Source organism: Photobacterium rosenbergii (assembly GCF_003026455.1).
GTDB classification, from domain to species: domain Bacteria; phylum Pseudomonadota; class Gammaproteobacteria; order Enterobacterales; family Vibrionaceae; genus Photobacterium; species Photobacterium rosenbergii.
The window spans coordinates 19,772-42,356 of sequence record NZ_PYMB01000001.1 but is presented as its reverse complement, the minus strand read 5'-3'; the positions used below and the strand labels follow the sequence as shown (position 1 = coordinate 42,356).

Here is a 22,585-nt window from a genome sequence, read left to right as displayed (position 1 = left end):
TTACGGAATGGACAAGCACTTTTATGCAAGCCCTGTAAAAACACAACCAGCAGAATATTAAATTACAAAATCATCAATAAATTAGCATAAATTCCTGTTATTTTTGTTTATATAAGCAGATCAAACTCACATTAAACCATTATTGCGGAGTGATAGTCTTCGGTTTGAAATTAATCCTTCTTTTGGAGACAAGCAATGGAAACGCTGCAATATACAAATGGCTGGTTGAATCTCGATAACACTCAAATTAATGACATCAACCATTTCTGCGAAGACTACAAACACTTCCTCGACAAAGGTAAAACAGAGCGGCAATGTGTCAGTGTCGCCATTGAAAAAGCAAAGCAACAAGGCTTTCGCCCAATAGAAGATTTCCAACAACTTAAACCCGGCGATAAAGCCTACTTCATCAATAGAAATAAAAACGTTGTATTAGCTATTATCGGCCAACAAGCCATTCAAGAAGGCATCCGCTTTGTTGTTTCGCACATTGACTCACCTCGTCTGGATCTCAAGCCCAACCCGATGCACGAAAAGCACGAACTGGCACTGATGCGTACCCACTATTACGGCGGCATCAAAAAATACCAGTGGGCATCCCGCCCTCTCGCCCTGCATGGCGTTGTGGTCACCAAATCTGGCCGCCGTGTTGATATCGCAATTGGTGAAGAAGACACCGATCCTGTCTTCACTATCCCGGATCTCCTCCCCCACCTTGACCGCAAAGTGCAACGAGACAGAAAAGCAGACGAAGTGCTAAAAGGGGAAGAGCTTCAAATCATTGTCGGCTCAGTGCCAATGGCTTTTGATGACGAGAAAGTCAAAGACAAGGTGAAGCACCACGTACTCACCAAGCTGTTCGAGAAATATGAAATCAGCGAGACCGATTTCATTTCTGCCGAGCTGATGCTGGTTCCTGCAGGAAAAGCCCGCGATGTCGGTATCGATCAGGGAATGATCGGCGCCTACGGTCAGGACGATCGCATCTGTGCCTACACCTCACTGGAAGCGATTTTCGATATTCCAACACCAGAGCAAACTGCTGTCTGCTTCTTGGTGGATAAAGAGGAAATCGGCTCTTCTGGTGCCACAGGTTTAGAATCCCGCTATCTGGAATTCTTTGTTGGTGAGTTGCTTATTCGCCAAGCTGGCAATAACTACAACGACCAAATGCTTCGTCGCTGCTTGTGGCGCTCCTATGCTCTTTCATCTGATGTGAACGCCGGCCTCAACCCGCTATTCGAATCTGTACATGACGCACAAAATGCGTCCAAGTTGGGGTACGGTTTGGTTCTGACCAAATACACCGGCCATGGTGGCAAGGTCGCTTCCAACGACGCAGATGCAGAGTATGTTGCCTCCCTACGTCGTATCTTTGATGAGCACGAAATCAGCTGGCAAACCGGCCTACTTGGCAAAGTTGATGAAGGAGGCGGCGGCACAGTAGCCAAGTATCTTGCGCATTACGGTATCAACACCATTGATGCGGGTGCAGCTCTACTCTCCATGCACTCTCCATTCGAATTGTCTTCCAAGTTCGATATTTTCGAACTGTACCGCGCATACAAGACTTTCTACACCAAGGCGCTATAAGCCCCTTTGTGTTACGTGCCCTGCGAAAAACAGGGCACGTAGATTGTGAGCAATCAGTGACATACAACTAATATAATCGCGGGACTCTACACATGAAGAAGAAACATCCGATCACCTTTTATATTCTCTGTTCATGCCAGTTCTGGTGGGCACTCTCTTTCTACAGCCTTTGGGCTATCTTGCCGGTATTCCTTGGCGATGAACTGGGTATCGACCAAAAAACCTCGTTCGCCACTTTCGGGGCATTCGCCGCACTGGGCGCTGCCATGCTGTTTGTCGGTGGTTGGCTTGCCGATAAAATACTCGGGGCCAAACGCACCCTGGTCTGGGGATTCTTTTTCCAGGGCCTTGGTTATTTCATCATTGCCTACTCGGCAATCACTGCCCAACCACATTTCGTCTTTGTCGGCTTGGGTACGGTTGCGGTTGGCCGCGGTATCGGCAGCGTTGCGCCACCGACCATTATCGCTTCCGCCTACGACAAGAATGATCCCCGCCTAGATGGCGCCTATACCCTGTTCTACATGGTCAACAATATCGGTGCATTTGTTGCCCAACTGGGCGCGCCTATCATGGCATACAGCATTGGTTGGACATCGGCGTTTATCTTGTCGGGCGTTGGTATGGCGGTGAACGTCATTACCTACCTGATGCTCAACAAAAAGATCAACAAAGCTACAGAGGCCGACAAACATGCTATCCCATTCAAGACCAACAGCCTGTTCTTGTCTGGTGCGCTGATTGCCGTCGCATTGGCAAGTTACCTGCTCACCAACTTGCCACTGGCCCAGTTTGTATTGGCAATGGCCGCACTGGTGATCTTATTCTTGATCACCAAAGAGATGAAGAAAGAAGCCCCAATCAGCCGCAAGCGCATGATTGTCGGCTTGGTACTGATGGGGCAGGCTTTGGCCTTCTTCGTACTGTATAACCAAATGCCAACGTCGCTGAACTTCTTCGCTATCAACAATGTTGAAGCAGAGATTTTCGGTATTGCCATCAACCCAGTGTCGTACCAGTCCTTCAACCCATTGTGGATTATCTTCCTCAGTCCTGTACTGGCTCATATCTACACCACGCTGGGCGAAAAAGGCAAAGACTTATCCATGCCCGGTAAGTTTGCGCTGGGGATGTTGGTGTGCGCCGCTGCCTTCGGTTTGGCTGGTTTCTCGCAATACTTCGGCGACGAAAATGGCATGCTCAACCCATTCTGGATTGCAGCACCGCACTTCCTGTTTGCTATCGGTGAATTGTTGATTTCAGCACTTGGTCTCTCTGCCATCGCCAAGCTATTCCCAAGCCGTATCCGGGGTTTCATCTATGGTGCATGGAACATGACACTTGCAATAGCATCAGTTGCCGGAGCTTGGGTGGCAGGCTTGTCCTCAACAGGCGAAGCGGAAATGACACCAGTTGAAAGCTTGGTCTCTTACGGCAATTACTTCTACGCCTTGGCTATCGCTTCGACCGTTGTTGGTTTGGTTTGTGTCTACTTGGCGCCGCGCCTCAACAAACTTATCGAAACCGATGTTAGCGAAGATACAGAAACGAAAGATGCGCAAACAGCGTAATTTTCATCTCTAAAACAATGAAAAAAGCGAGGTACTCCCTCGCTTTTAATTACTTCTATCGTGTCTTGGCTAATAGCCTAAACCACCTCAGCAGCAATGACATCCCTTAGTGCTTGCGTAATGGCATGAACATCAAAGAACACGACTTGGACTTGGTTGTCCGGCAACTTGATAAACCCCAGCGCTCCCTGGCGACGCAGTATATTTTCATCCACCGCATCAATATCCACCACTTGAATGCGCAGGCGGGTAGCACAGTTATCAATTTGTCCTGCTACTAAGTTATCCAGCCCACCAAGGCCATGCAGGATCTTCTGCGCTTTGGCGATTAGGTTGCCCTTGTCATTAATCATGACCCTATTTCTCTCCCATCAAAAAAGGCCAGCCGAAATCAGCTGGCACTAAAAAATAATTCTTAAGATATTGAATTACATTGATAGCTGGTAAGACGCATCAATTTTCGCTTCACAGGTTTTAATCTCATTCTGGAAGCGCTCTAGCCACTTTTTGCCTTCAGCATTGGCATTGCTTGCCCAACTATCAACCACTGGCTGAGTCGCTTTCTTGAATGCTTCCTTTTCTGTCGCTGACGGGTTGTAGATCTTGCCGTTGGCTTTCTTAAACGCTTCGTACGACGCATATTCGTTATGCTTCGGATAAGACATCAAGTACTGCTGTTGGGCATCGATGCCATCCAAAACCACTTTCTTCAACTCTGGTGACAGTGACTTAAATTTCATATCAGACATCAACCATGCACCGCCCATGTACGCATGACCATCCAGTGTTAGATAATCCAAGCTTTCGTGGAAACGGCTCTGGATAATATCAACGATGCCGTTCTTGGTACCCTCAACCACACCCGTTGATAGTGCTGTGTATACTTCTGGCCAGGCAATAGGTGTCGGTGAGCCATCAAGTTCTTTGACAAGATCCTGCTGAACCTTGGCCGGTACCGTACGGATCTTCATGCCGTTGACATCTTCCGGTGTTTTGACCGCTTTTTTGGTGGTCGCGAAGTTACGCCAACCGCCCGAGTTTGCCACCATCATCAAGCGAACATTCGGCGCTTTCTTCAAGACATTGCCACGAACATCAGCAATGAACTGATCGTTGCCGTACACACACTCTGCCACACGGTCGTTAGGCAGTAGGTATGGCAAATCAAATGATTCAGCAGGCTTCCAGTAGTAAGCAATCTCAGAGACTGTGGTTGGGAAGTAATCGAACATACCAGCCTGAACCCCGGCAATACATTCTTTACCCGAACCACAAAGCTGGCCTGAACCGTAAATCTTAACCTTCAACTCACCATTCGAACGGGTTTCCAGATGGTTTTTGAATACCAACAGCGATTGGTGGTTGTAGCTATCAGGCGATGTCAGGTGAACTACATTGAATTCAGTTGCCGCCAGCGTAGTGCCAGATACCATAAGTGCTGCAGAGGTCGCTAATGTCAAAAGTGTTTTTTTCATAATAATTATACCGTTATAGGAAATTTAGAGGTTGTGCCTAAGCACGCCAGTTTTTAATTCTTCTACATAATGCCGAACAGTTGAGGTAAGCCGATCACCAACTGTGGGAAGCAGGAAATCAAGAAAATCAGCGCCACTTCAACCAGTAGGAATGGGATAATCTTCTTCGAGATTTCCGCCACCGAGACTTTGGATACGCCCGATGCCACGAACAGTACTAGTCCCATTGGCGGTGTCGCCAAACCAATCGACAGGTTTGCACACATCACGACACCGAAGTGGACTGGGTCGATACCGGCGCTGATCATGATTGGGGCAAAGATAGGGGCGAAAATCAGGATGGCAGGGCCAGCATCAAGGAACATCCCGATGATGAACAACAGCACATTAATAATCGCGAACAACAAGTAAGGGTTGTCGGTAATGCCATTCATGAAATCGGCCACCATGGTGGACACACCAGACAGGCTGATCAATGAAGCAAAACCACTTGCGGCTGCCACGATAATCAAGATTGATGCGGCGTTTACAGCCACCTTGGCAAACAAGGCGTAGGTCGCTTTCACATTGGTAGCACGGATGATGTAAAGCGAAACAACGATGGCATAAGCAACGGCGACTGCAGCAGCCTCGGTTGGGGTGAAGATACCGCCGTAGATACCACCTAAGATAATCACAGGTGTCATCAGAGGCAGAATTGCCAGTTTAAATGCCTGGCGGCGCTCCATCGCTGGCGCTCGCTCCATTGGTTGAACTGCTGGGTACTTACGGATCTGGTAGCGGTTCATAATCATCAAACCGATACAGAAGATGATGCCCGGCGTGACGCCTGCCAAGAACATCGCCGCCACTGACGTGTTCATCACAAAGGCATAGATAAGCATGATACCTGACGGTGGAATAATGTTACCCAGTACTGTAGCTGCCGCCGTCAACGCTGCCGAATAGCCAGCATCATACTTGTACTTCTTCATTTCGGGGATCAGCATGCCACCGATAGCGGATGTCGCTGCCACCGCTGAACCTGTTAGGGCACCAAAGATGGTTGCCGCCAGGATAACCACGTGTCCCAGGCCACCGCGCAGGTGCTGTACCATGGTTTGGGCAAAAGCGATAATACGTGGGGTAATCCCCCCTGCCGTCATACATTCACCGGCTAACATAAAGAATGGTAGCGCGAGAAGAAGGAAACTATCCAAACCAGAATAGAGGCGCTGGTATAGCATATTGGCAAATAACATCTGTTCATTTTGGAACAGGGTAATAATAGGTGACAGGCCAAGGGTAAATAATACCGGTACACCAATAATAAGTAAGACTAAGAAATATAATAGGAAGATTGGAGAAACCATATTTTGCCCCTTACGCCGCCGGTTTTAATTCAAGTTGTTCGGTATCATCCGAATCTTCTACGGGCTTGTTTGATTCAAGCATTTCTGCTGTTTGGCTTGTTTTGGAAACATCTTCAAAATCGCCAAGCATCCCGCGGATAGATGCAATGCTTTTTTGTACGGCATACAGCATGGTAACGGCCATCATCACTGGAGGCATGATATACACGTAATACATTGGGATTGGCAGGCTGTCTGCCATCACGGAACCGGTTTGGAAGAAGTTCCAACCGAAGGTGATCCAGACAGAGAACACCAACATAGCAGAGATATGGCCTAGCAATAATAAGAAGGAATAAACGCGCGGTGCTTTTTTTTCTAATATTTCTGTCAAGAAAGTCATGGCTATATTTTTATCTGCTAAATATACAAACGGTAAACACAGATAAGTCATATAGATCATTAAGAATCGGGAAGATTCATCCGTCCAGCTTAGTGGAATATTAAATACGTAGCGAAATAAAACCTGGGCAACAACAATGGCTGTCATTAATAAAAGCAGTATTCCGGCAACATGACGCAACAGTCGTGATAACGGTGTTGTCACGATATTCAATGCTTTCTCAATAGTACGCAGCATAGAATCACCATCCAATGTGAATGAGGGCATAGTTATAGTGGGTACCCATAGAGGTGCCCGATTAATGTAGAGTTAAATCAGCGATAGTGCTGTAACAACAAAGCTGTCACCTTGTTGAATCACAGAGCAGTGCTGGAGGTCTTTTGGGTTCGTTTTGTCTTTTTCACTGTTTCCTTGAACATGAGCACCTTGCATGTCAGCTTGAAAAAAGCGCATCAGGCGATGCTGTTGTTTGGCATGAGCAAGAGTTCTAATAACGTTCGTTGGTTTCAGTGAAGACATTGTGTATCCCTTTTGTTCCAGTCCATTTATGTGTTTGGTAAATGACATGCTGTCCGATAAATTCGCTATATTGATAACTTAATTAGTGGCAGTAATCCGTGACGATTTTCACATACGGACAAAACATGTCATTTTTATGTATCTTAAGTGCCAAAAACGGACACTTTATAAGATTTAAGCTTTACCATTTGAACCAAACAGACGGATCTTGTGCTGTACCACTTCTTTCATTGCAGCGATGCCGCTATTCATGACATCAGCAAGAATGTAGTCTTTCTCGTTTGCACGCCAGTGTGCCTGAACCCCGTCAATGAAACCTTGGCGCAGTTCGGTATCTACGTTGATCTTGGCGACACCACGCTTAACGGCTTCGATAACCTGATCATCGGGTACACCCGAACCACCGTGTAGTACGATTGGCTTCTTCACGGCTTCTTTGATTTCAGACAAGCGCTCAAATTTCAGCTCCGGTGTTGTTTTATAGACACCGTGTGCAGTACCGATAGACACCGCCAGGTAATCAACGCCAGTGCGCTCAGAGAAGTCCAGCGCCTCTTCAACCGTGGTGATCATGGCATCTTTCTCGTCAACCGTGATGTCATCTTCGGTGCCACCGATTTTGCCGATCTCACCTTCAGAGCCAAGGCCTAGGGCATTTGCCACTTCGACAACCGCTTTGGTAATACGTACGTTCTCTTCAAACGGCAGCGCAGAGCCATCAAACATCAGGGAATTGAAGTTACAGCGCGCAGCTTCCATGGTCTGCTTGAACTGGCGGCTGTGGTCTAGGTGGATACATACTGGCACTGAGATGTTGTGATGCTTCATCAGTGAGTCAACAGCGTTTTTCAAAGGCTCCATGCCCATCTCATTAATGGCTTTTTGGCCAATCTGGATCATGATTGGAGACTGTTCTTCTTCGGCAGCCAGCAGGACTGCTTTGATTGTTTCAAGGTTGTGTGCAGTGAAAGCGCCGATCGCATATCCGTTGTTCCACGCTTCCTGAATCATTGTTTTACCAGACATGTATGCCATGTTGAGTGTTCCTCTTTGTTCACTTGTTTGTTCGTTGTTGTAAATAAAGTAACAGCCCAGCAGGTTCATTTCTGTTAGTTACGTATCACTTTCCAACAAGAAGATACAAAAACAGACACAAATAGACAAAAATGAGTGCTGGAGCACATCTTATTTCATTCAGGGGGAGAAGTGGCCAGGGCCAAGCGCTGAGACAAAAAAAGGTGACAGCCCGAAAGCCATCACCTTTACGCATAAAACGACAAGTCAGAGGGTAGTCGTTTTAAAACATTAGCCCATGTTCTTATCCAGCAAGCCAGCAGCTAGAGCTGGCGCCAGACCTGGAGTTAGAGGTAGACGAGGGATCACCAGACAATGCATGAGGTGGTAGATATCTTGCTTGCCATCCCATACTTTGCTGGTGCCTGCTTGGTTGTTGGTATCCAGCTCTTGCCACCAAGAACAACCTTCGTAATCAATCAGGTAAGTGCGGCAGTAATCCCACCATGTGCGGTAGTATTCTTGGTACTTCTCGTCCCCTGTGACAGTGTACAGCGCATAAGCAGTACCAATTGCTTCCACTGGTGCCCAGCGGATACGTTCACGAACAACCGGCTTGCCGTCCCAATCTACAGAGTAAACAAAGCCCGGCGCACCATCGACCGACCATGCATCACGCACAGTGGCATCAAACAGGCCGATAGCATCTTCCAGTAGCCAATCAGGGCAGTCGGCACCGATTTCAAGCAATGTCGCGCGTAGGTGACAGATCAAACGGCCCCACTCGATCCAGTGGCCAGGTGTACCGCCGTATGCACGGAAGTGACTGGCTGGGGTTTCTTTGTTGTAGTCTGGAAGCGGGTTCCAGTCTGCGTCGAAGTGCTCGTTGACACGGTAGTTCAGTGATTTTGCTGTCTTGTTGATCATGAACTCAGTGATGTGCAGTGCGCGATCCAGCCACTTTTTGTCTTTCGTTACATCGTAAACAATCAGAAATGCTTCAACCGAGTGCATTGCCGCATTACCACCACGGTAGTCTTCCGTCTCAGAGAAAGTTTCATCCCAAGACTCGAAACACATCTGTTTTTCTTCACACCAGAAGTGGTTTTCATACACGTTAATAGCTTCATCCAACAGTGCATGAGCCCTCGGGTGGCCTGTAGTTACGGCACTGGCTGCACCGAGTAGGACAAAGCAATGCTGATAACCCTGCTTGGACGCATCAACGATACCCTCCCCTTCATTGTCGATAGTCGCGTACCAACCACCGTGAGCCTTATCTTTCAGAGGACCTTCTAATGCCGCGATACCATGCTCAACCAGATCGTAAGCACCAGGACGGCCCATCAGCGCTGCCAGCGAGTAACAGTGCAGCATACGCGCAGTGATCCACAGGCGAGTGCCCATTTCTTCACGGATGTTGCCGTTGTTGCCCACCCAGCCAAAACCGTTTGGTACGACCGATTTTCTGCCGAATTCAAAGATTCGATCGGTTTCTGTATCTAGCCAAGCGTTATGAGATCGGGTATTAATCCATTTCATGAAGTGTTTCCTCGTTATTTTCTTTTGCTACTGAAATTAACAGGCAGTAGCATTCAATTCTGTTATTTATCTATCACTTTTCAACAAAAACAATCAAAAATTGACATTCTTGAGCACTAGCACACAACCGATAACCAAAAGTAGGCCGTGTACAATATGGTGGTAGTTGATCTTATATTTCTGCAGGAAGTGGTATCCCACCATGCCCCCGGTCATCCCCACTAAAAATGCAGGCATTGCCGAGACAACCAGACTGTTTACATCTGGGGTAAAAAGTCCTTCATTCCAAAAACTGACAATGGCACCAATCATCTGCAGCATGAAAAAGAACACCAGCGTTGATTTAGCTTGGTCTGCAGTCCATGGCTGCATGGATGTGTAAGCAATCACCGGCGGTCCAGCTTCGCCGACACTGGCGCCCAACACACCGGAGGCAAACCCGGTTCCGACAGTCACTGGCACCGACGTCTTTGAAAAAGCAGGCTTAGTGCTTCGCATCGAATGGATGCTTGATGCAATCAGCACAACCCCCATGGTGATGAGAATGTACTGCGAAGGCAGGCTTGCCAGCAGTTTGGCACCAACAATAGAGGCAGGCAGGGAGCCTGCAACCAGGATCAGGCCAGCTTTGTATTGAATGGAGTGGCGCATTTTCCAAACAATTGGAAAGGTCACGAGCCATCCAAAAATACCGGCAATAGGCACTGCCATTTTTGCGTCCACCACCATAGAAAGCAGCGGCACAGATACAAGGGCTAAGCCAAACCCGGTCAAGCCTTGCGTAAAGCCTCCTAATGCAATGATCAGGGAGACCAAAACAACGGTCATATCCATATTTAATTCCTGATTAGGGGCGACTACCCGCCCCTACTTTGTTACTGGCAGCGGTAATACTGCCCGGAGAAGCTCTACTTCACGGAGAAGCGGTGGATGGTTTTCTCTTCAAAGACTTCACCGGGGTTTAGGCGCACATTAGGAAAATGCGGCTGGTTCGGGCTGTCCGGGAAATGCTGAGTTTCAAGGCACATCCCATTAAACGACTCATACTTGTAGCCATTGCGACCAAACCAAGGTTTGTTCGACAACTTGGCCCCGTTGTAGAACTGGACAGCCGGTTGGGTCGTCAGCACCGTCATCACACGCCCGGTTAGAGGTTCGTAGAGTTCAGCGGCATAGGCATATTCGCCAAGCTTGCGCTTTTGGTTAATCACAAAATTGTGGTCAAATGCGCCATCCGGTACTTTCTCTTTGTTGCCTCGTATTTCCACCGGTAGGGTAAAATCAAGCCCCGTTCCTTTAACGGCGAGGATCTCGCCAGTCGGGATCATGTTCTCGTTTACCGGAGTGTAGAAATCGGCGTAAAGCGTCAATTCATGGCCGTCCACCAAACCTGAGTCATGGCCACCTAGGTTGTAGTAGCTATGGTTGACCAGATTAACGACCGTCGGCTTGTCCGTGGTTGCTTTAAAGTTGAAGTGCAGCTGGTTGTGCTCATCCAAGCCTATGGAATGTGTCACATGTAAAGTGCCGCCATAACCAGACTCTCCATCCGGTGAAACCCGGTTGAAATGAAGGTAAATCGCTTCTCTTTGCTGTTCGACGGCAACGTCCCAAACATACTTATCAAACCCTTTGCTGCCACCATGGATGTGCTGTGACGTCGGTAGCTCATTGGTTTCCAGCTGGAATACCTCACCGTCCAACTCATAGCGACCATCCTTGATCCGATTGGCGTAACGACCGGCAACCGCACCGAAAAATGGATGCCCAGCTAAATATCGCTCAAGGTTCTCGTAGCCCAGAACTACATCGGCCAATTGACCGCCACGGTCAGGCGTTTCTACCGACGTAACGATACAGCCGTAGTTGGTGACTTGAACCTTCATGCCTTGGCTATTTTCGAGGGTGAACAGCTTGACGGGTTGCGATTGACCTTCAACTTCACCCCAGTTTTCACTGGATAGTTTCACGTTATTGTCCTTGGTTATTATTTGATTTTTGCTTCCAGGCCAGATGTCACGCGTAACTGTTCAAATACCGATGTCCAGTCCTGACGACCGCGACCTGCAGCACGGGTAATGCTGTACAGTTCACGAGATGCCGCGCCACATGGCACTGGCACATTCACCTGATTGGCGAGATCCAAGGCAATACCCAAATCTTTATGGGCAAGATCGACCATGAAGGCTGGTGACAGATCGCCTGCAAGAACTTTACCCGGCCAAGTTGTTGTAAAATGGCCTTTACCTGCCGGTGTGCCACTCATCACTTCAAGCGCAGTTTCAAACTCCAGACCAATTGCTTCAGACAAGGTCGCCGCTTCTGCAGACAGGGCGTTCAGTGCAATACTCATGTAGTTGTTGATGATTTTGACTCGGATACCTTTACCCGCGCCGCCTGCGTCAACAGTCTCTGATCCCATGCAGTCAAACAGTGGCTGAGCGCGCTCGATTTGTGCTTTGGTACCACCGGCAAGGATCAGCAACTCACCTTTTACTGCGTGATCTGAAGTACGGCCTACTGGCGCTTCCATCATCGAAAAGCCTCTGTCACTCATCTGCTTGATCAGCGCATCGGTTTCAAACGGGTGGATAGTCGACATATCGATAAGCAATGCATTCTTATCTAGTGACTCGACGATACCTGACTCGCCAAACAGAACATTTTTTACCAGAGTGCCATTTGGCAGCATGGTGACAACAAACTCGGCATCCAGTGCCGCATCGGCAGGAGAGCTTGCGGCTGTCGCGCCCTGCTCGACTAGCGCTTCAACAGCGGATGTATTGATATCGAAAACACGCAGTGAGTGCCCGCCCTTGATAAGATTCAGCGCCATTGGGCTGCCCATTTGTCCTAATCCGATAAAGCCAATTGTTGACATGTATTTATCCTTACTCTCGCGGTTGATTTGCAATCAATATAAACACTAAGAAACAAAACAACCACAACAAATGTCACATTTTGTTGTTTTTTGTCGTTTTAAGTTGTTTTGTGATTACAATCTCAATCATTTTGTCAATAATGGATATACTGTAGATATAAGGATGCACTTAGTGAGTGCATTGCCAATAACGTCAGACAACGGATTTAGATAAGAGAATAACTATGACTATTGCGTGTTTAGGAATTACGGTACTTGATAGGATCCAGCGAGTGGACAGCTTGCCAACCCAAGGCGGTAAATTTGTCGCCAAGGATTATTTCGAAGTGGGTGGCGGGCCGGCGGCAACGGCTGCTGTTGCGGTTGCAAAACTAGGCCATGATGTTGATTTTATTGGCCGTGTTGGCCAGGATGCCATCGCTGACACCATGCTGACCGAGTTAGCTGGTTACGGTGTCAATGTTGATAAAGTAGTCAAAATTGCTGATGCCTCATCGGCGTTCTCTGCTGTGCTTGTCGATGACGAAGGCGAGCGAATGATCATCAACTATCAAGATACGTCTTTAAAACGTGATACAAAACCACTTGAATTAATTGATTTTTCTATCTATAAGACAGTACTCACAGATGTAAGGTGGGTGGAAGGGGCAAAATACGCCCTCGAGCAAGCCAAACAGCACAACATACCTTCGGTACTGGACGCAGATATCACGCCGGATGCAATAGATGATCTAGTCAAACTGGCCGACCATGTGGCATTCTCTGAACCGGGCCTTGAAAAGTTCACCGGAAGCAGTGATCCAATAGAAGGGCTCAAAATCGCTCAGAAACAGACAAAAGGCAAAGTTTATGTGACAGTCGGCTCAAAAGGCTGCTACTGGTTCGAAAACGAAGAGCTCTGCCACCAGTCAGGTGTCAAAGTCGACGTTGTCGATACCACCGGCGCTGGCGATGTCTTTCACGGTGCGTTGGCTGTAGCCGTTGCTGAAGCCATGCCTGCTCGTGAATCGGTGATTTTCTCTAACACGGTTGCCGCAATAAAGTGTACCAAGCGCGGTGGTCGTGAAGGCATCCCGACCAGATCGGAAGTGGATAGCCAACTACATAATAAATAGCGGTAAAAATAAGCGGTAAAGGGTTTAACGTGACGAATCCAAGACAAGACAAACTGATAAAACTTGTAATAGACAAGGGCTATTACACCGTAGAAGAGCTAGCTGAAAAGCTTGACGTATCTACGCAGACTATTCGCAGGGATATCAAAAAGCTCAGCGAAGAGCGCTTAGTGATCCGTCACCATGGTGGGGCAAGCTCTCCGGCCAGTAAAACCAACCTAGATTACGAAGTTCGTAAGGTCTCAGCGACCGAGCAAAAGCATGCCATCGGCAAGGCAATTGCTGAGATGATCCCAGATGGCTCAACAGTGTTTATCACTATCGGCACCACAGCCGAAGTGATTGCCAGCCACCTTGCGGACAAGAAAAATCTTCAGGTCATTACCAACAGCTTACGTGTTGCCAACGTATTGCATAACAATAAAAGCATTGATGTACTGATCCCGAGCGGCAAGATCAAAGCCTTCAACGGCGGTATCGTAGGAACTGAAGCGTTGGATTTCATCTCGCACTTCCGCTTCGACTACCTGATCACCAGTGCAGCATCGATGGATGTTGACGGGACCTTGCTGGAATATGATTTGAACGAGACGGTGATCACCCAAACCGTCATGAAATCGGCTCGCCATGTCATCATCGCGCTGGACTCGTCGAAGTTTATTCCAAAAGGCTCCATTGAGCTTGGTCATATCAAGGAGGCCACTTACCTCTTCACTGACCAGTCACTGGATGCCAACCTCGACAGTGTAGCGAAACAGGGTGAAACAACGATCAAGGTCTGTGAGCCCGTCGTTTCACACTAACTATGCGCACACAGCGTCTTAGCCGATACACGAAAAAGGGAATAGGCTTAAAACCTGTTCCCTTTTCTTATGACTGGCAATTATCTCATTCTGGATTTATCGAGCTATTTACCGCTCACCCTGTACTTCAAAGTAATCACTGACCAAACGGGCATGACCATCTTCCTGCACTACCCAATGCTCACGGTGTACCACACCAAAAGCCTTGTTCATGGTCCATGATGATGACAGGATATAGCCGTTCTCCCCTTCTGCTTCCCAGCGCACGTCGCTGTATTGAACATCAGCAAAGCCTTGGTCGATGATGTTTTGCCAGAACGCCTGAATCGCTTCTCGCCCTTCGAAAACACCAAACGGTTTGGCTTCCATAACGCACTCTTCGGTGTATTGCGCTGCGCACCCTGCTGCATCTTGCTGGTTAAATGCCTGCTGCCAAGCCGCGATACCCGCTTTACAACGCGCTAATGTGTCCATCTTGAATCCTTATTCTGAATGCTTATCAAGTTGCCCTAAGTGTAGGCACTCAATTAATATAGAAAAACAAACCTATTAGAAATGACTGTTCTGTTTTTACGGACAATAGATGTCGTGTTGATAAATAAAGAAATGAGATAATAATGAACCGACTACGCCAGATGTCATTGTTTGCCCACATCGTTGAATCGGGTTCGATCACCGCAGCAGCCGACGGACTGGGGCTTTCAAAATCCGTGGGGAGCCAACACCTCAAGTTACTGGAGACAGAGCTGGGGATCAGCCTTCTCAAGCGTACCACACGTCGCCAAATCCTGACCCAAGCAGGACAGGCCTTCTATGCTGAATGCAAGAAGCTCAATGATCTGGCTGACTTTGCTTGGCAACAGGCTCTGGAAAGCCAGCAAGAGCCGCAGGGTAAAATCGTAATAACGTCGTCAGATGCCCTGATGTCTACCCTTGTCGCCCCAGCCATTGGTTCGCTGATGAAGAGCTATCCAAAATTACGGCCTGAACTGATAAGCAGCGACCAACCTCTGAACCTGATGGAGAAACACATTGATCTTGCCATCCGGGTTGGCGCCTCCTCTGAAAACGCGCTTATGCAAAGAAGGATCGGGGAGTTCAGAGATGTGCTGTGCGGAACGCAAAGTGTTATCGACAATGAAAAAGAGAGCGCAGGGTATCTTGCCAACCAGTGGCAGCCTTCAAGGATCCTCCACCATTTTAGTCATACCAAAATGGCCGGAGAAAACTATAGTTATCAAGCCAATATCACCTGCCGTGCCGACTCTTTCCATACCTGCCTGAGCTTAATTGAATCCGGGGCAGGTATTGGCATTGTCCCTGATTACATCTTTCATCAAAAACCACACCTGAAGGCTATATTTCCCGACCATCAACTTAAACCCAACCCGGTATATGCACTTCACCCCTACCCCAAGCAGCCTCCCATTAACGTGACTACCTGTATCAGTGCTATCGAACAGCAATTGGCTAACCTGAGCGTTGAATCGAGTTGATACTACTTCCGAAACAACCCGCGGCCCCATCCTAACAAAAAAGCCCGCGACCAATATGGTTACGGGCTTTTAGCTGTCATGGAGGTGGCTCTAGTTGATGTGATTAACGAACAATCAGACCCAGTAAGATACCTACGATACCGAAGTCAGCATCACTAAAGGTGGTGTTGGCAAAGCCAAGGTCACCCAGTACTGGCAATAGGAATACTGGTAGGAAGGTGATCAATAGGCCTTGGGCAAATGCCCCCAACATTGCGCCACGACGACCACCGGTTGCGTTACCGAATACACCAGCTGCTGCACCAACGAAGAAGTGCGGTACTACACCTGGGATGATAACCGTCAGCCCCATGATATATAGCAGGAACATACCAAACAGTCCGGCAGTGAAGCTTGATAGGAAGCCTACCAATACCGCATTCGGCGCGTATGGGAATACAACCGGGCAATCTAGAGCTGGTTTTGCGTTCGGTACCAGTTTGTCAGAGATCCCTTTGAATGCAGGTACGATTTCAGCGATAACCATACGTACACCTTGCAGGATAACGTAAACACCGGCTGCAAAGGTGATGGACTGCATCAGCGAGAACATGAACCAGTGCTTGCCGCCGCTCACTTCGCGGACAAAATCACCACCAGCGAACAAACAGGTGATCAAGAAGATGATACTCATGGTGAAGGAAATCGCCACCGGCGTATCACGCAGGAACAGCAAACTCTTTGGCACATCCATATCTTCGGTAGAGTGTTCTTTGTTACCAAACTTGCTACCGATGAAACCTGCCAACACATAAGACATGGTAGAGAAGTGGCCGATTGCCACATCATCCGAGCCAGTCACCTGCTTCATGTACTTGTGGGCAATAGCAGGGAACAGAACCATGACAAAGCCAACAACCAACGAACCCGTTGCGATTAGAGGGACACCCGCCATGCCGCTGGACGACAAGATAGCTGCAACCATCATCGACATGAACAAGGTATGGTGACCTGTCAGGAAGATAAATTTCCACGGGGTAAAGCGGGCGATCAGGATGTTCACTAACATGGCAAAGAACATGATCATTGCCATTTCTTTACCGAATGCTTCCTGGGCAATCGAAACAATGGCTTCGTTGTTTGGCACAACACCGGTAATACCAAAGGCTTCGGTGAAGATAGCCGAGAAATCACCCAGCGAGGTAACCACCAAGCCCGCACCAGCACCGAGGATGACAAAACCCATAATGGTTTTGACCGTACCCTTGATACATTCTGTCACCGGTTTTTTCTGAGCTATCAGGCCGATAAGCGCTATCAGGCCGACAAGGACGGCTGGCTCGGCCAGCACGTCATTCATTAGGAAACTAAAAAATTCCATCGCTACCTCTTACAGAGCGCCAAGTTCTTTTAGGGCTGCTGACAAACGCTCTTTCATCGCGTTTTTGTCGACCATGTTATCTAGCGAGACAATCTTGCCGTCAACGCCCTGGGCAACTAGCTGTTCAGTAATGTCATTGGTACCGATGAAAATGTCACATGCCGTACCTTTCGCCGAACCCAAATCGCAGTGGTCGACAGTTGCAGCAACTTCTAGCTCTTTAACGATGCCCTTAAGGCTCATTTCCATCATTAGGCTAGTACCAAGACCGTGACCACATACAACCATAATTTTCATAATATTCTACCTTTCTACTTCTTGAGCGTTATTAGTTTGCGAATAATTCGCTGTAATTGGGATGGCCGAAGCCATTGGAATTAATAGGTTTCAATGATGCGGCTAATAGCATCCACATCTTGTGCGCTACAAATCTGCGCGACATGTTCTTCATTCATAAAGAGTTCAGCGAGCTGAGCAATAGCATCCACATGGCTGTTGCTGTCGGTTGCCGCTAGCGTCACCAGCATTTTTACCGGGTCATTTTCATCGGCATCGAAGTTCACACCATTGCGGATCACCGTTAGGCCAAGTGCCAGGCGATTCACGCCATTTTCAGGACGGGCATGCGGCATGGCGATGCCAGGACCGATAACGTAATAAGGCCCCATTTCCTCGTGTGACTTAAAAATGGCCTCAACGTAGCTTGGTTCGATAGCACCATTGTCAATCAATGGTTGGCAAGATAGCTCTATGGCCTGTTGCCAGTTTTCAGCCGAATCATGAAGGCTAATTACATCCGGGGTAAGCAGTTCTTTCAGCATCGCTCTTCTCGTTTTTAATAGGGTAAGTTGTGTCGATGGGGTCACTTTAACGATCGCTCGCTACAAATAAAGAGATCAAAATCACATTTGGTAGCGCTACCTGATAGCGCTACCAAATTTTGTGATAGCGCTACCATTTTTCATATCACAGACCGGGCAAACCAGTTGGAACCTTGGTATTAACAAGGTTAAAATGCGTAATTCACAGTGAAGATATTGAAGTGGTATATTTAACCACCTGATTTTTAGATAAAAATATCATTGCTAATAGCCAAAGGTTAGCAATGCTATTTTAAGATGTAGGGAGATTCGATGGCTGAGCCTCGAAAACGTCGAAGTACGGGTCGTGCAACACTTGCAGATGTCGCCAAACTCGCAGGTGTGGGTTCGATGACGGTATCTCGGGCATTGCGTACCCCAGAGCAAGTTTCAGATAAACTGCGTGAAAAGATCCAACAGGCAGTCGATGAGCTGGGATATATTCCCAACAAAGCTGCCGGTGCGCTGGCTTCTGGTCAGAGTGATACGATTGCCATGCTGGTTCCTTCCATGACAGAAAGCGCCTGCTGCCAATTTATCGGTCCCTTCCAAACTCAGTTGGCCAAGCGTAATTTCCAACTGCAGATCAGCTATACGGGTGGGGTTCTGGATCAAGAAGAGAAAATCCTGACCAATATTCTGGCCAGCAGTCCCGCCGCCATTGTGCTATTTGGTAGCGAAAGGTCGGCCAAAGGTCGCAAGCTACTTGAAACCTGTAATATCCCAGTTTTGGAGGTTAACGAAATCACGCCACTGGCGATCGATCTCAATGTTGGCGTCGACCATTATCAGTCAGCAAAAGTCTTGACCCAGCAGCTTATAGAGCAGGGCTTTAAAAATATCGGCTTTATCGGTGGTCATGGTGATCAAGCGATCCTTAATAAACAATTGAGGGGCTGGCAGGCTGCAATGATAGAAGGATATCTCGCACCCGATCATTTCCTGACCTCTCATGAGCAAGCCAGTATAGAGTTAGGAGCACAAGGGTTGGCCAAGCTTCTTCTTCGGGAGCAAGAACTCGATGCCCTGATCTGTACCCACGAAAACATTGCTATGGGCGCATTGTTCGAATGCCAGCGCCGGGTCTTAAAAGTTCCCAATTCAATGGCTATTACCTGTCTCGATGGGGGGGCTTTTTGCCATCAGAGCTATCCGGGGATCACAGCGATTGAAGTTGATTACAGTGCAATGGCAAACCAAGCAGCTGACTTAATCAGCTCAAAAATCCAAGGCAATACAATAATGACAAATAGCCTTAATGTTGGCTTTCAATTACAACAGCGAGCAAGTAGTCAGACCTAAAAAAGATAAGGGTTCAAGGGTTCAAGGGTTCAAGGGTTCAAGGGTTCGCACTTTGAACCCTTAATTTTCTCAGGGCCATTATTAAACAAAATATTGTTGCTCTGTTAATTATCATAAGTATATTCATAACACCCCTCTATATACCCATGCGACTCATACACATTAAAAATCAGTACATATTTGCATACATATAAACTGCCACTATTGCGCTGATTGTCTCACCATTAAATTAAAAAACACTGTATTATTTGTGCATGTATTTGTTTTAGTTTGTCTATTCCATGAAAAAGCACACACTTCTTGTCGGGCTGTTGTTCTGTACAAACGCAACTGCTAGCCTTATCCAAGGCCATGAAATATATACAATGTTTGGGGCAGGGTTTAATAATGACAACACCCAGTTTCAGTTTACCCCGGGCTTTCAAATCAGCAACAGGTGGTACTTAGAAAGTACTATGCTATTCGATTACGATATCGACATGTATTCCTATTCGTCAAATTCTAAATTAAACCAGAGCACGGATTCCTTTTCGGTTGCACTCACACCGTTATACATGTACCCGGTCAGTGAATATTTTACCTCCTATGCAAAACTAGGAGGCTATTTTGCCAAATACAAATCAACGCGTAATGATGAAAGCAATAATTCAGTACAGCTACTAGAAAAATATTCTGAGGATGGCATAACATTTGGAGTAGGACTCCAATACACCACAACTGGACCGACTATGGGTGAAACAATGCTGAGTGCCCGCTTGGGTGCCGATTGGTATAATAAAGGGTATACGCCAAAACACCTCGACAAAAGGCCGGTCATCGGTATTCAGATGGGGCTGGTGTTTTAGTATTTAGCAGTTAAATAGCCTTCCAAGGGCGAATCATTCGCCCTTGTGCCCTATCACAGGTTAGAAAGAAACCACCTTATCAGCTAGCAATGTCCAATAAGACAAATCATCCAAAGTACCAATTTCAGCCCCTTCGATTAGAGGCAATGACGAAAGACCTCGGGCATTACAACACGTCTTGCATAATTTCACTTCAGCGCCTTGAGCTAGCAGTATCTCAAGCATTTGCTGGACATTGTAACCCTCCCCAGGTGTTTGGGCCAGTAACGCACAGCTTACGGCATCAGACATCAGGAAAATTTTGATATCAGTCTCTGCTTCACTTTGCTCACCCAGATTAATGGCTAGGCGCAGGCCGTTGAAAGAACGCTCAGAACCGTAGGGAGCATCATTTAAGATAAACAGCAGGGTTTGTTGGTTTTTCATGGTAATCACAATCCTATTGAATGCTCAGGTAATCTTAGCGATAAAGGAGATCGCCAAACCTGTTAGAAAATCAGGTATACTCTACGTTAATTAAGCACTTAGATACTCACGCTAGCTCACGTTATTAGCAGTAAGGCTGTTCAGGAACCCTCACATGGACTTCGATGCAATTCTGACTCTATCGCAACAGGGAAAAATGTTCGCCAATCCCCGCCGCATCGCCTTGTTGAAAGCAATAGCCTGTACGGGGTCGATTAGTCAGGGTGCCAAACAGGCAGGGCTTAGCTATAAAGCCGCTTATGATGCCGTTAAAGAAATGAATCGGCAGTCGGACCATGCCCTTATCGAGTCAGAAAAAGGTGGCAAAGGCGGAGGTGGTGCTTCGCTGACGACACATGGCCAACGACTTGTACAAATGTACGAACTGTTAGATCAGATCCAGTCGATGGGTTTGGAAGCGCTCAACGATGACAGTGTACCGCTGCATAGTTTGCTCGGGGTCATGAGCAAACTATCATTGCAGACCAGTGCCCGCAACCAACTGTTCGGGACCATCGCAGATATCGAAAACCATGCCCTACATGATTTAATCACAGTGGAATTACAGAGTGGGGTTAACCTAACAGCGACCATTACCCATGGCAGTACAGTCCGGCTGAACCTGCAACCGGGTAAAGATGTGGTAGCGCTAATCAAAGGGCCAGCTATTGATATCAAACTCCCTTCTTTTCAATCTAAAGAGAAACCAGATATTACAAAGACTACGCCCTCTTCGGAGCAAAACTGGCTTAAGGGGAAAGTAACTGCCATTGATAGAGATGATAGTTCGGTCGAAGTCACCCTAACACTCAATCAAGACGATGAGATTTGTGCCCTGATTGATAAGGGAAGCGAAGATGTTTCAACACTCAATCTTGGGGATGAGGCCTATGCAGTTTTCCCTAGCGCGCAGGTTATCTTGGCAACACTGAGCTAACGTTCAATATCCGCTAATTAAATTTGAAGCACTGGCTTTGAAACGGTTTATAGACCTCGCCCTGCTGAAGACAATTTTCTAGGTGGCGATAGTCCAGATATTGAAAAGCAAAGAGCAAGAGCACCGATAATACCATGCCAATCAACGACAACCGCATCAGCCACACTTTCTTTCTCTTCATCGCGTACAGCATAACTGCCACCGAAACAGGGGCAATACTGAGCAGAACAGGTTGAAGCTGTAGTACGGTTACCATCACGAACAATCCATTTAGGTGATTGAAGAACGAAGAGGGACTCCCAAACCATTAAAAGGGTGTGGGTATATAACGCCGTAATAATACGCTTTTAGTGCATGTAATATCAAAGCAAACTGGCGCCCTTTGCAAAACCTTACATAAAAATCACATATCTACTGCATTCAATTGTTGATAGCGGACAAAAAACATTCACTAAAAGCATATTTCTTCTGAGCCCAATCACATTTTTCAACCATAATTAGTGCGCATCGAAACGTTTGCTTTTACATTTATCGCCATCGAAACGATTGCGTAATCGTTTCGATGTTCGATTAAGACATGGATGACACTGCCACGGTTGGCATACGACGTTAGAAGCATCACCACCATCAATAATTAAGGTGCAAGCATGAAAAAGAGCGCACTCATCAACTCTGAATTGTCCTATCTGGTAGCCACTCTTGGCCATACCGATGAAGTCACTGTGTGTGACGCCGGTCTGCCTATCCCAGATGAAACCCAACGTATTGACCTTGCCCTTATCCCTGGCGTGCCAACTTTCATCCAGACAGTAAAAGCGTTGTTGGGCGAAATGCAGATTGAAGGCGTGGTGATGGCAGAAGAATTCAAGCAAGTCAGCCCTGATCACCACGATGCGCTGATTGCCCTTATCCGCGAAGAAGAAGCGATGTGCGGGAAAACGTTCAATATCGCTTATGTGCCTCATGAAGCATTCAAAGTACACACCCAAAACAGCAAAGCGGTGATCCGTACCGGTGAATGCACCCCATACGCCAATGTTATTTTCCAAGCCGGCGTTGTGTTTTAAAAGGCC

The 22,585-nt window shown here is 47.4% G+C and carries 25 protein-coding genes; 9 read left to right on the top strand and 16 right to left on the bottom strand.

The annotated features are described in order from the left end of the window. Positions 1-195: 195 nt before the first annotated feature. Complete coding sequence (locus tag C9J01_RS00205; protein WP_107296101.1) at positions 196-1,593, top strand: aminopeptidase; 1,398 nt, start codon at positions 196-198, stop codon at positions 1,591-1,593. Positions 1,594-1,685: 92 nt separating this feature from the next. After that, positions 1,686-3,164: an oligopeptide:H+ symporter gene (locus C9J01_RS00200; protein WP_107296100.1), complete on the top strand. Its 1,479-nt coding sequence runs from the start codon at positions 1,686-1,688 to the stop codon at positions 3,162-3,164. Positions 3,165-3,241: 77 nt separating this feature from the next. On the opposite strand, the gene C9J01_RS00195 is transcribed toward C9J01_RS00200, so the two are convergent. The 10 genes from C9J01_RS00195 to yihU form a co-directional block, all read right to left on the bottom strand. Beyond that, a complete protein-coding gene (locus tag C9J01_RS00195; protein ID WP_107296099.1) occupies positions 3,242-3,517 on the bottom strand; it encodes a PTS sugar transporter subunit IIB in 276 nt (91 codons plus the stop codon). Positions 3,518-3,592: 75 nt separating this feature from the next. Beyond that, positions 3,593-4,639 carry a TRAP transporter substrate-binding protein gene (locus C9J01_RS00190; RefSeq protein ID WP_107296098.1) on the bottom strand — a complete coding sequence of 349 codons (1,047 nt, stop codon included), beginning with the start codon at positions 4,637-4,639 and terminating at the stop codon, positions 3,593-3,595. A 62-nt stretch (positions 4,640-4,701) separates the two neighbouring features. Continuing rightward, a complete protein-coding gene (locus tag C9J01_RS00185; RefSeq protein ID WP_107296097.1) occupies positions 4,702-5,991 on the bottom strand; it encodes a TRAP transporter large permease in 1,290 nt (429 codons plus the stop codon). Positions 5,992-6,001: 10 nt separating this feature from the next. Then, on the bottom strand, positions 6,002-6,610 hold the full coding sequence (locus C9J01_RS00180; protein ID WP_107296096.1) for a TRAP transporter small permease: 609 nt from the start codon (positions 6,608-6,610) through the stop codon (positions 6,002-6,004). A gap of 72 nt (positions 6,611-6,682) precedes the next feature. Next, on the bottom strand, positions 6,683-6,892 hold the full coding sequence (locus C9J01_RS00175; protein ID WP_107296095.1) for a hypothetical protein: 210 nt from the start codon (positions 6,890-6,892) through the stop codon (positions 6,683-6,685). Between the two features lie 174 nt (positions 6,893-7,066). Continuing rightward, positions 7,067-7,927 carry a class II fructose-bisphosphate aldolase gene (locus C9J01_RS00170; RefSeq protein WP_107297364.1) on the bottom strand — a complete coding sequence of 287 codons (861 nt, stop codon included), beginning with the start codon at positions 7,925-7,927 and terminating at the stop codon, positions 7,067-7,069. 270 nt (positions 7,928-8,197) lie between these two features. After that, positions 8,198-9,448: an AGE family epimerase/isomerase gene (locus tag C9J01_RS00165; protein WP_107296094.1), complete on the bottom strand. Its 1,251-nt coding sequence runs from the start codon at positions 9,446-9,448 to the stop codon at positions 8,198-8,200. Between the two features lie 93 nt (positions 9,449-9,541). Then, a complete protein-coding gene (locus C9J01_RS00160; RefSeq protein ID WP_107296093.1) occupies positions 9,542-10,282 on the bottom strand; it encodes a sulfite exporter TauE/SafE family protein in 741 nt (246 codons plus the stop codon). Between the two features lie 74 nt (positions 10,283-10,356). After that, a complete protein-coding gene (locus C9J01_RS00155) occupies positions 10,357-11,418 on the bottom strand; it encodes an aldose epimerase family protein (RefSeq protein ID WP_107296092.1) in 1,062 nt (353 codons plus the stop codon). A gap of 17 nt (positions 11,419-11,435) precedes the next feature. Next, positions 11,436-12,329, bottom strand: a complete 894-nt coding sequence (gene yihU / locus C9J01_RS00150) for a sulfolactaldehyde 3-reductase (protein WP_107296091.1) — start codon at positions 12,327-12,329, stop codon at positions 11,436-11,438. Positions 12,330-12,553: 224 nt separating this feature from the next. Here yihU and C9J01_RS00145 point away from each other — a divergent pair, with 224 nt between their 5' ends. Together C9J01_RS00145 and C9J01_RS00140 are read left to right on the top strand one after the other, a co-directional pair. After that, positions 12,554-13,444: a PfkB family carbohydrate kinase gene (locus C9J01_RS00145; protein WP_107296090.1), complete on the top strand. Its 891-nt coding sequence runs from the start codon at positions 12,554-12,556 to the stop codon at positions 13,442-13,444. A gap of 29 nt (positions 13,445-13,473) precedes the next feature. Next, positions 13,474-14,247 carry a DeoR/GlpR family DNA-binding transcription regulator gene (locus C9J01_RS00140; RefSeq protein WP_107296089.1) on the top strand — a complete coding sequence of 258 codons (774 nt, stop codon included), beginning with the start codon at positions 13,474-13,476 and terminating at the stop codon, positions 14,245-14,247. 108 nt (positions 14,248-14,355) lie between these two features. Here C9J01_RS00140 and C9J01_RS00135 read toward each other — a convergent pair whose 3' ends face one another. Next, positions 14,356-14,721 carry a YybH family protein gene (locus C9J01_RS00135; RefSeq protein ID WP_107296088.1) on the bottom strand — a complete coding sequence of 122 codons (366 nt, stop codon included), beginning with the start codon at positions 14,719-14,721 and terminating at the stop codon, positions 14,356-14,358. 143 nt (positions 14,722-14,864) lie between these two features. Between C9J01_RS00135 and C9J01_RS00130 the strand changes: the two genes are divergently transcribed. After that, positions 14,865-15,743, top strand: coding sequence for a LysR family transcriptional regulator (locus C9J01_RS00130; protein ID WP_107296087.1), 879 nt, complete (start codon positions 14,865-14,867; stop codon positions 15,741-15,743). A gap of 103 nt (positions 15,744-15,846) precedes the next feature. On the opposite strand, the gene C9J01_RS00125 is transcribed toward C9J01_RS00130, so the two are convergent. The 3 genes from C9J01_RS00125 to C9J01_RS00115 all read right to left on the bottom strand — a co-directional run bounded on the left by C9J01_RS00125 (position 15,847) and on the right by C9J01_RS00115 (position 17,924). Beyond that, on the bottom strand, positions 15,847-17,103 hold the full coding sequence (locus tag C9J01_RS00125) for a PTS ascorbate transporter subunit IIC (protein WP_107296086.1): 1,257 nt from the start codon (positions 17,101-17,103) through the stop codon (positions 15,847-15,849). 9 nt (positions 17,104-17,112) lie between these two features. Next, positions 17,113-17,400 (bottom strand): PTS sugar transporter subunit IIB, encoded by a 288-nt coding sequence (locus tag C9J01_RS00120; protein WP_107296085.1) that lies wholly within the window; start codon positions 17,398-17,400, stop codon positions 17,113-17,115. 80 nt (positions 17,401-17,480) lie between these two features. Further along, positions 17,481-17,924, bottom strand: coding sequence for a PTS sugar transporter subunit IIA (locus tag C9J01_RS00115; RefSeq protein ID WP_107296084.1), 444 nt, complete (start codon positions 17,922-17,924; stop codon positions 17,481-17,483). A 312-nt stretch (positions 17,925-18,236) separates the two neighbouring features. Between C9J01_RS00115 and C9J01_RS00110 the strand changes: the two genes are divergently transcribed. Then, positions 18,237-19,265, top strand: a complete 1,029-nt coding sequence (locus C9J01_RS00110) for a LacI family DNA-binding transcriptional regulator (RefSeq protein WP_107296083.1) — start codon at positions 18,237-18,239, stop codon at positions 19,263-19,265. Positions 19,266-19,546: 281 nt separating this feature from the next. Beyond that, complete coding sequence (locus C9J01_RS00105) at positions 19,547-20,110, top strand: porin family protein (protein WP_107296082.1); 564 nt, start codon at positions 19,547-19,549, stop codon at positions 20,108-20,110. Positions 20,111-20,170: 60 nt separating this feature from the next. Here the strand turns inward: C9J01_RS00105 and C9J01_RS00100 are convergent, their stop codons facing one another. Continuing rightward, positions 20,171-20,536, bottom strand: a complete 366-nt coding sequence (locus C9J01_RS00100) for a DsrE/DsrF/TusD sulfur relay family protein (protein WP_107296081.1) — start codon at positions 20,534-20,536, stop codon at positions 20,171-20,173. 154 nt (positions 20,537-20,690) lie between these two features. Here C9J01_RS00100 and C9J01_RS00095 point away from each other — a divergent pair, with 154 nt between their 5' ends. Then, positions 20,691-21,512 (top strand): TOBE domain-containing protein, encoded by an 822-nt coding sequence (locus tag C9J01_RS00095; RefSeq protein WP_107296080.1) that lies wholly within the window; start codon positions 20,691-20,693, stop codon positions 21,510-21,512. Between the two features lie 13 nt (positions 21,513-21,525). Here the strand turns inward: C9J01_RS00095 and C9J01_RS00090 are convergent, their stop codons facing one another. Continuing rightward, entirely contained in the window at positions 21,526-21,771 is a 246-nt protein-coding gene (locus C9J01_RS00090; protein WP_146157050.1) for a hypothetical protein, read from the bottom strand. A 388-nt stretch (positions 21,772-22,159) separates the two neighbouring features. Between C9J01_RS00090 and rbsD the strand changes: the two genes are divergently transcribed. Next, positions 22,160-22,579 (top strand): D-ribose pyranase, encoded by a 420-nt coding sequence (gene rbsD / locus C9J01_RS00085; RefSeq protein ID WP_107296078.1) that lies wholly within the window; start codon positions 22,160-22,162, stop codon positions 22,577-22,579. Positions 22,580-22,585: the final 6 nt, after the last annotated feature.

What these genes read in the sequence shown, in the direction of transcription:
- C9J01_RS00205 (WP_107296101.1), top strand. Translation starts at nt 196, where the DNA reads ATGGAAACGCTGCAATATACAAATGGCTGGTTGAATCTCGATAACACT.
- C9J01_RS00200 (WP_107296100.1), top strand. Translation starts at nt 1,686, where the DNA reads ATGAAGAAGAAACATCCGATCACCTTTTATATTCTCTGTTCATGCCAG.
- C9J01_RS00195 (WP_107296099.1), bottom strand. Translation starts at nt 3,517, where the DNA reads ATGATTAATGACAAGGGCAACCTAATCGCCAAAGCGCAGAAGATCCTG.
- C9J01_RS00190 (WP_107296098.1), bottom strand. Translation starts at nt 4,639, where the DNA reads ATGAAAAAAACACTTTTGACATTAGCGACCTCTGCAGCACTTATGGTA.
- C9J01_RS00185 (WP_107296097.1), bottom strand. Translation starts at nt 5,991, where the DNA reads ATGGTTTCTCCAATCTTCCTATTATATTTCTTAGTCTTACTTATTATT.
- C9J01_RS00180 (WP_107296096.1), bottom strand. Translation starts at nt 6,610, where the DNA reads ATGCTGCGTACTATTGAGAAAGCATTGAATATCGTGACAACACCGTTA.
- C9J01_RS00175 (WP_107296095.1), bottom strand. Translation starts at nt 6,892, where the DNA reads ATGTCTTCACTGAAACCAACGAACGTTATTAGAACTCTTGCTCATGCC.
- C9J01_RS00170 (WP_107297364.1), bottom strand. Translation starts at nt 7,927, where the DNA reads ATGGCATACATGTCTGGTAAAACAATGATTCAGGAAGCGTGGAACAAC.
- C9J01_RS00165 (WP_107296094.1), bottom strand. Translation starts at nt 9,448, where the DNA reads ATGAAATGGATTAATACCCGATCTCATAACGCTTGGCTAGATACAGAA.
- C9J01_RS00160 (WP_107296093.1), bottom strand. Translation starts at nt 10,282, where the DNA reads ATGGATATGACCGTTGTTTTGGTCTCCCTGATCATTGCATTAGGAGGC.
- yihU (WP_107296091.1), bottom strand. Translation starts at nt 12,329, where the DNA reads ATGTCAACAATTGGCTTTATCGGATTAGGACAAATGGGCAGCCCAATG.
- C9J01_RS00145 (WP_107296090.1), top strand. Translation starts at nt 12,554, where the DNA reads ATGACTATTGCGTGTTTAGGAATTACGGTACTTGATAGGATCCAGCGA.
- C9J01_RS00135 (WP_107296088.1), bottom strand. Translation starts at nt 14,721, where the DNA reads ATGGACACATTAGCGCGTTGTAAAGCGGGTATCGCGGCTTGGCAGCAG.
- C9J01_RS00130 (WP_107296087.1), top strand. Translation starts at nt 14,865, where the DNA reads ATGAACCGACTACGCCAGATGTCATTGTTTGCCCACATCGTTGAATCG.
- C9J01_RS00125 (WP_107296086.1), bottom strand. Translation starts at nt 17,103, where the DNA reads ATGGAATTTTTTAGTTTCCTAATGAATGACGTGCTGGCCGAGCCAGCC.
- C9J01_RS00120 (WP_107296085.1), bottom strand. Translation starts at nt 17,400, where the DNA reads ATGAAAATTATGGTTGTATGTGGTCACGGTCTTGGTACTAGCCTAATG.
- C9J01_RS00115 (WP_107296084.1), bottom strand. Translation starts at nt 17,924, where the DNA reads ATGCTGAAAGAACTGCTTACCCCGGATGTAATTAGCCTTCATGATTCG.
- C9J01_RS00110 (WP_107296083.1), top strand. Translation starts at nt 18,237, where the DNA reads ATGGCTGAGCCTCGAAAACGTCGAAGTACGGGTCGTGCAACACTTGCA.
- C9J01_RS00105 (WP_107296082.1), top strand. Translation starts at nt 19,547, where the DNA reads ATGAAAAAGCACACACTTCTTGTCGGGCTGTTGTTCTGTACAAACGCA.
- C9J01_RS00100 (WP_107296081.1), bottom strand. Translation starts at nt 20,536, where the DNA reads ATGAAAAACCAACAAACCCTGCTGTTTATCTTAAATGATGCTCCCTAC.
- C9J01_RS00095 (WP_107296080.1), top strand. Translation starts at nt 20,691, where the DNA reads ATGGACTTCGATGCAATTCTGACTCTATCGCAACAGGGAAAAATGTTC.
- rbsD (WP_107296078.1), top strand. Translation starts at nt 22,160, where the DNA reads ATGAAAAAGAGCGCACTCATCAACTCTGAATTGTCCTATCTGGTAGCC.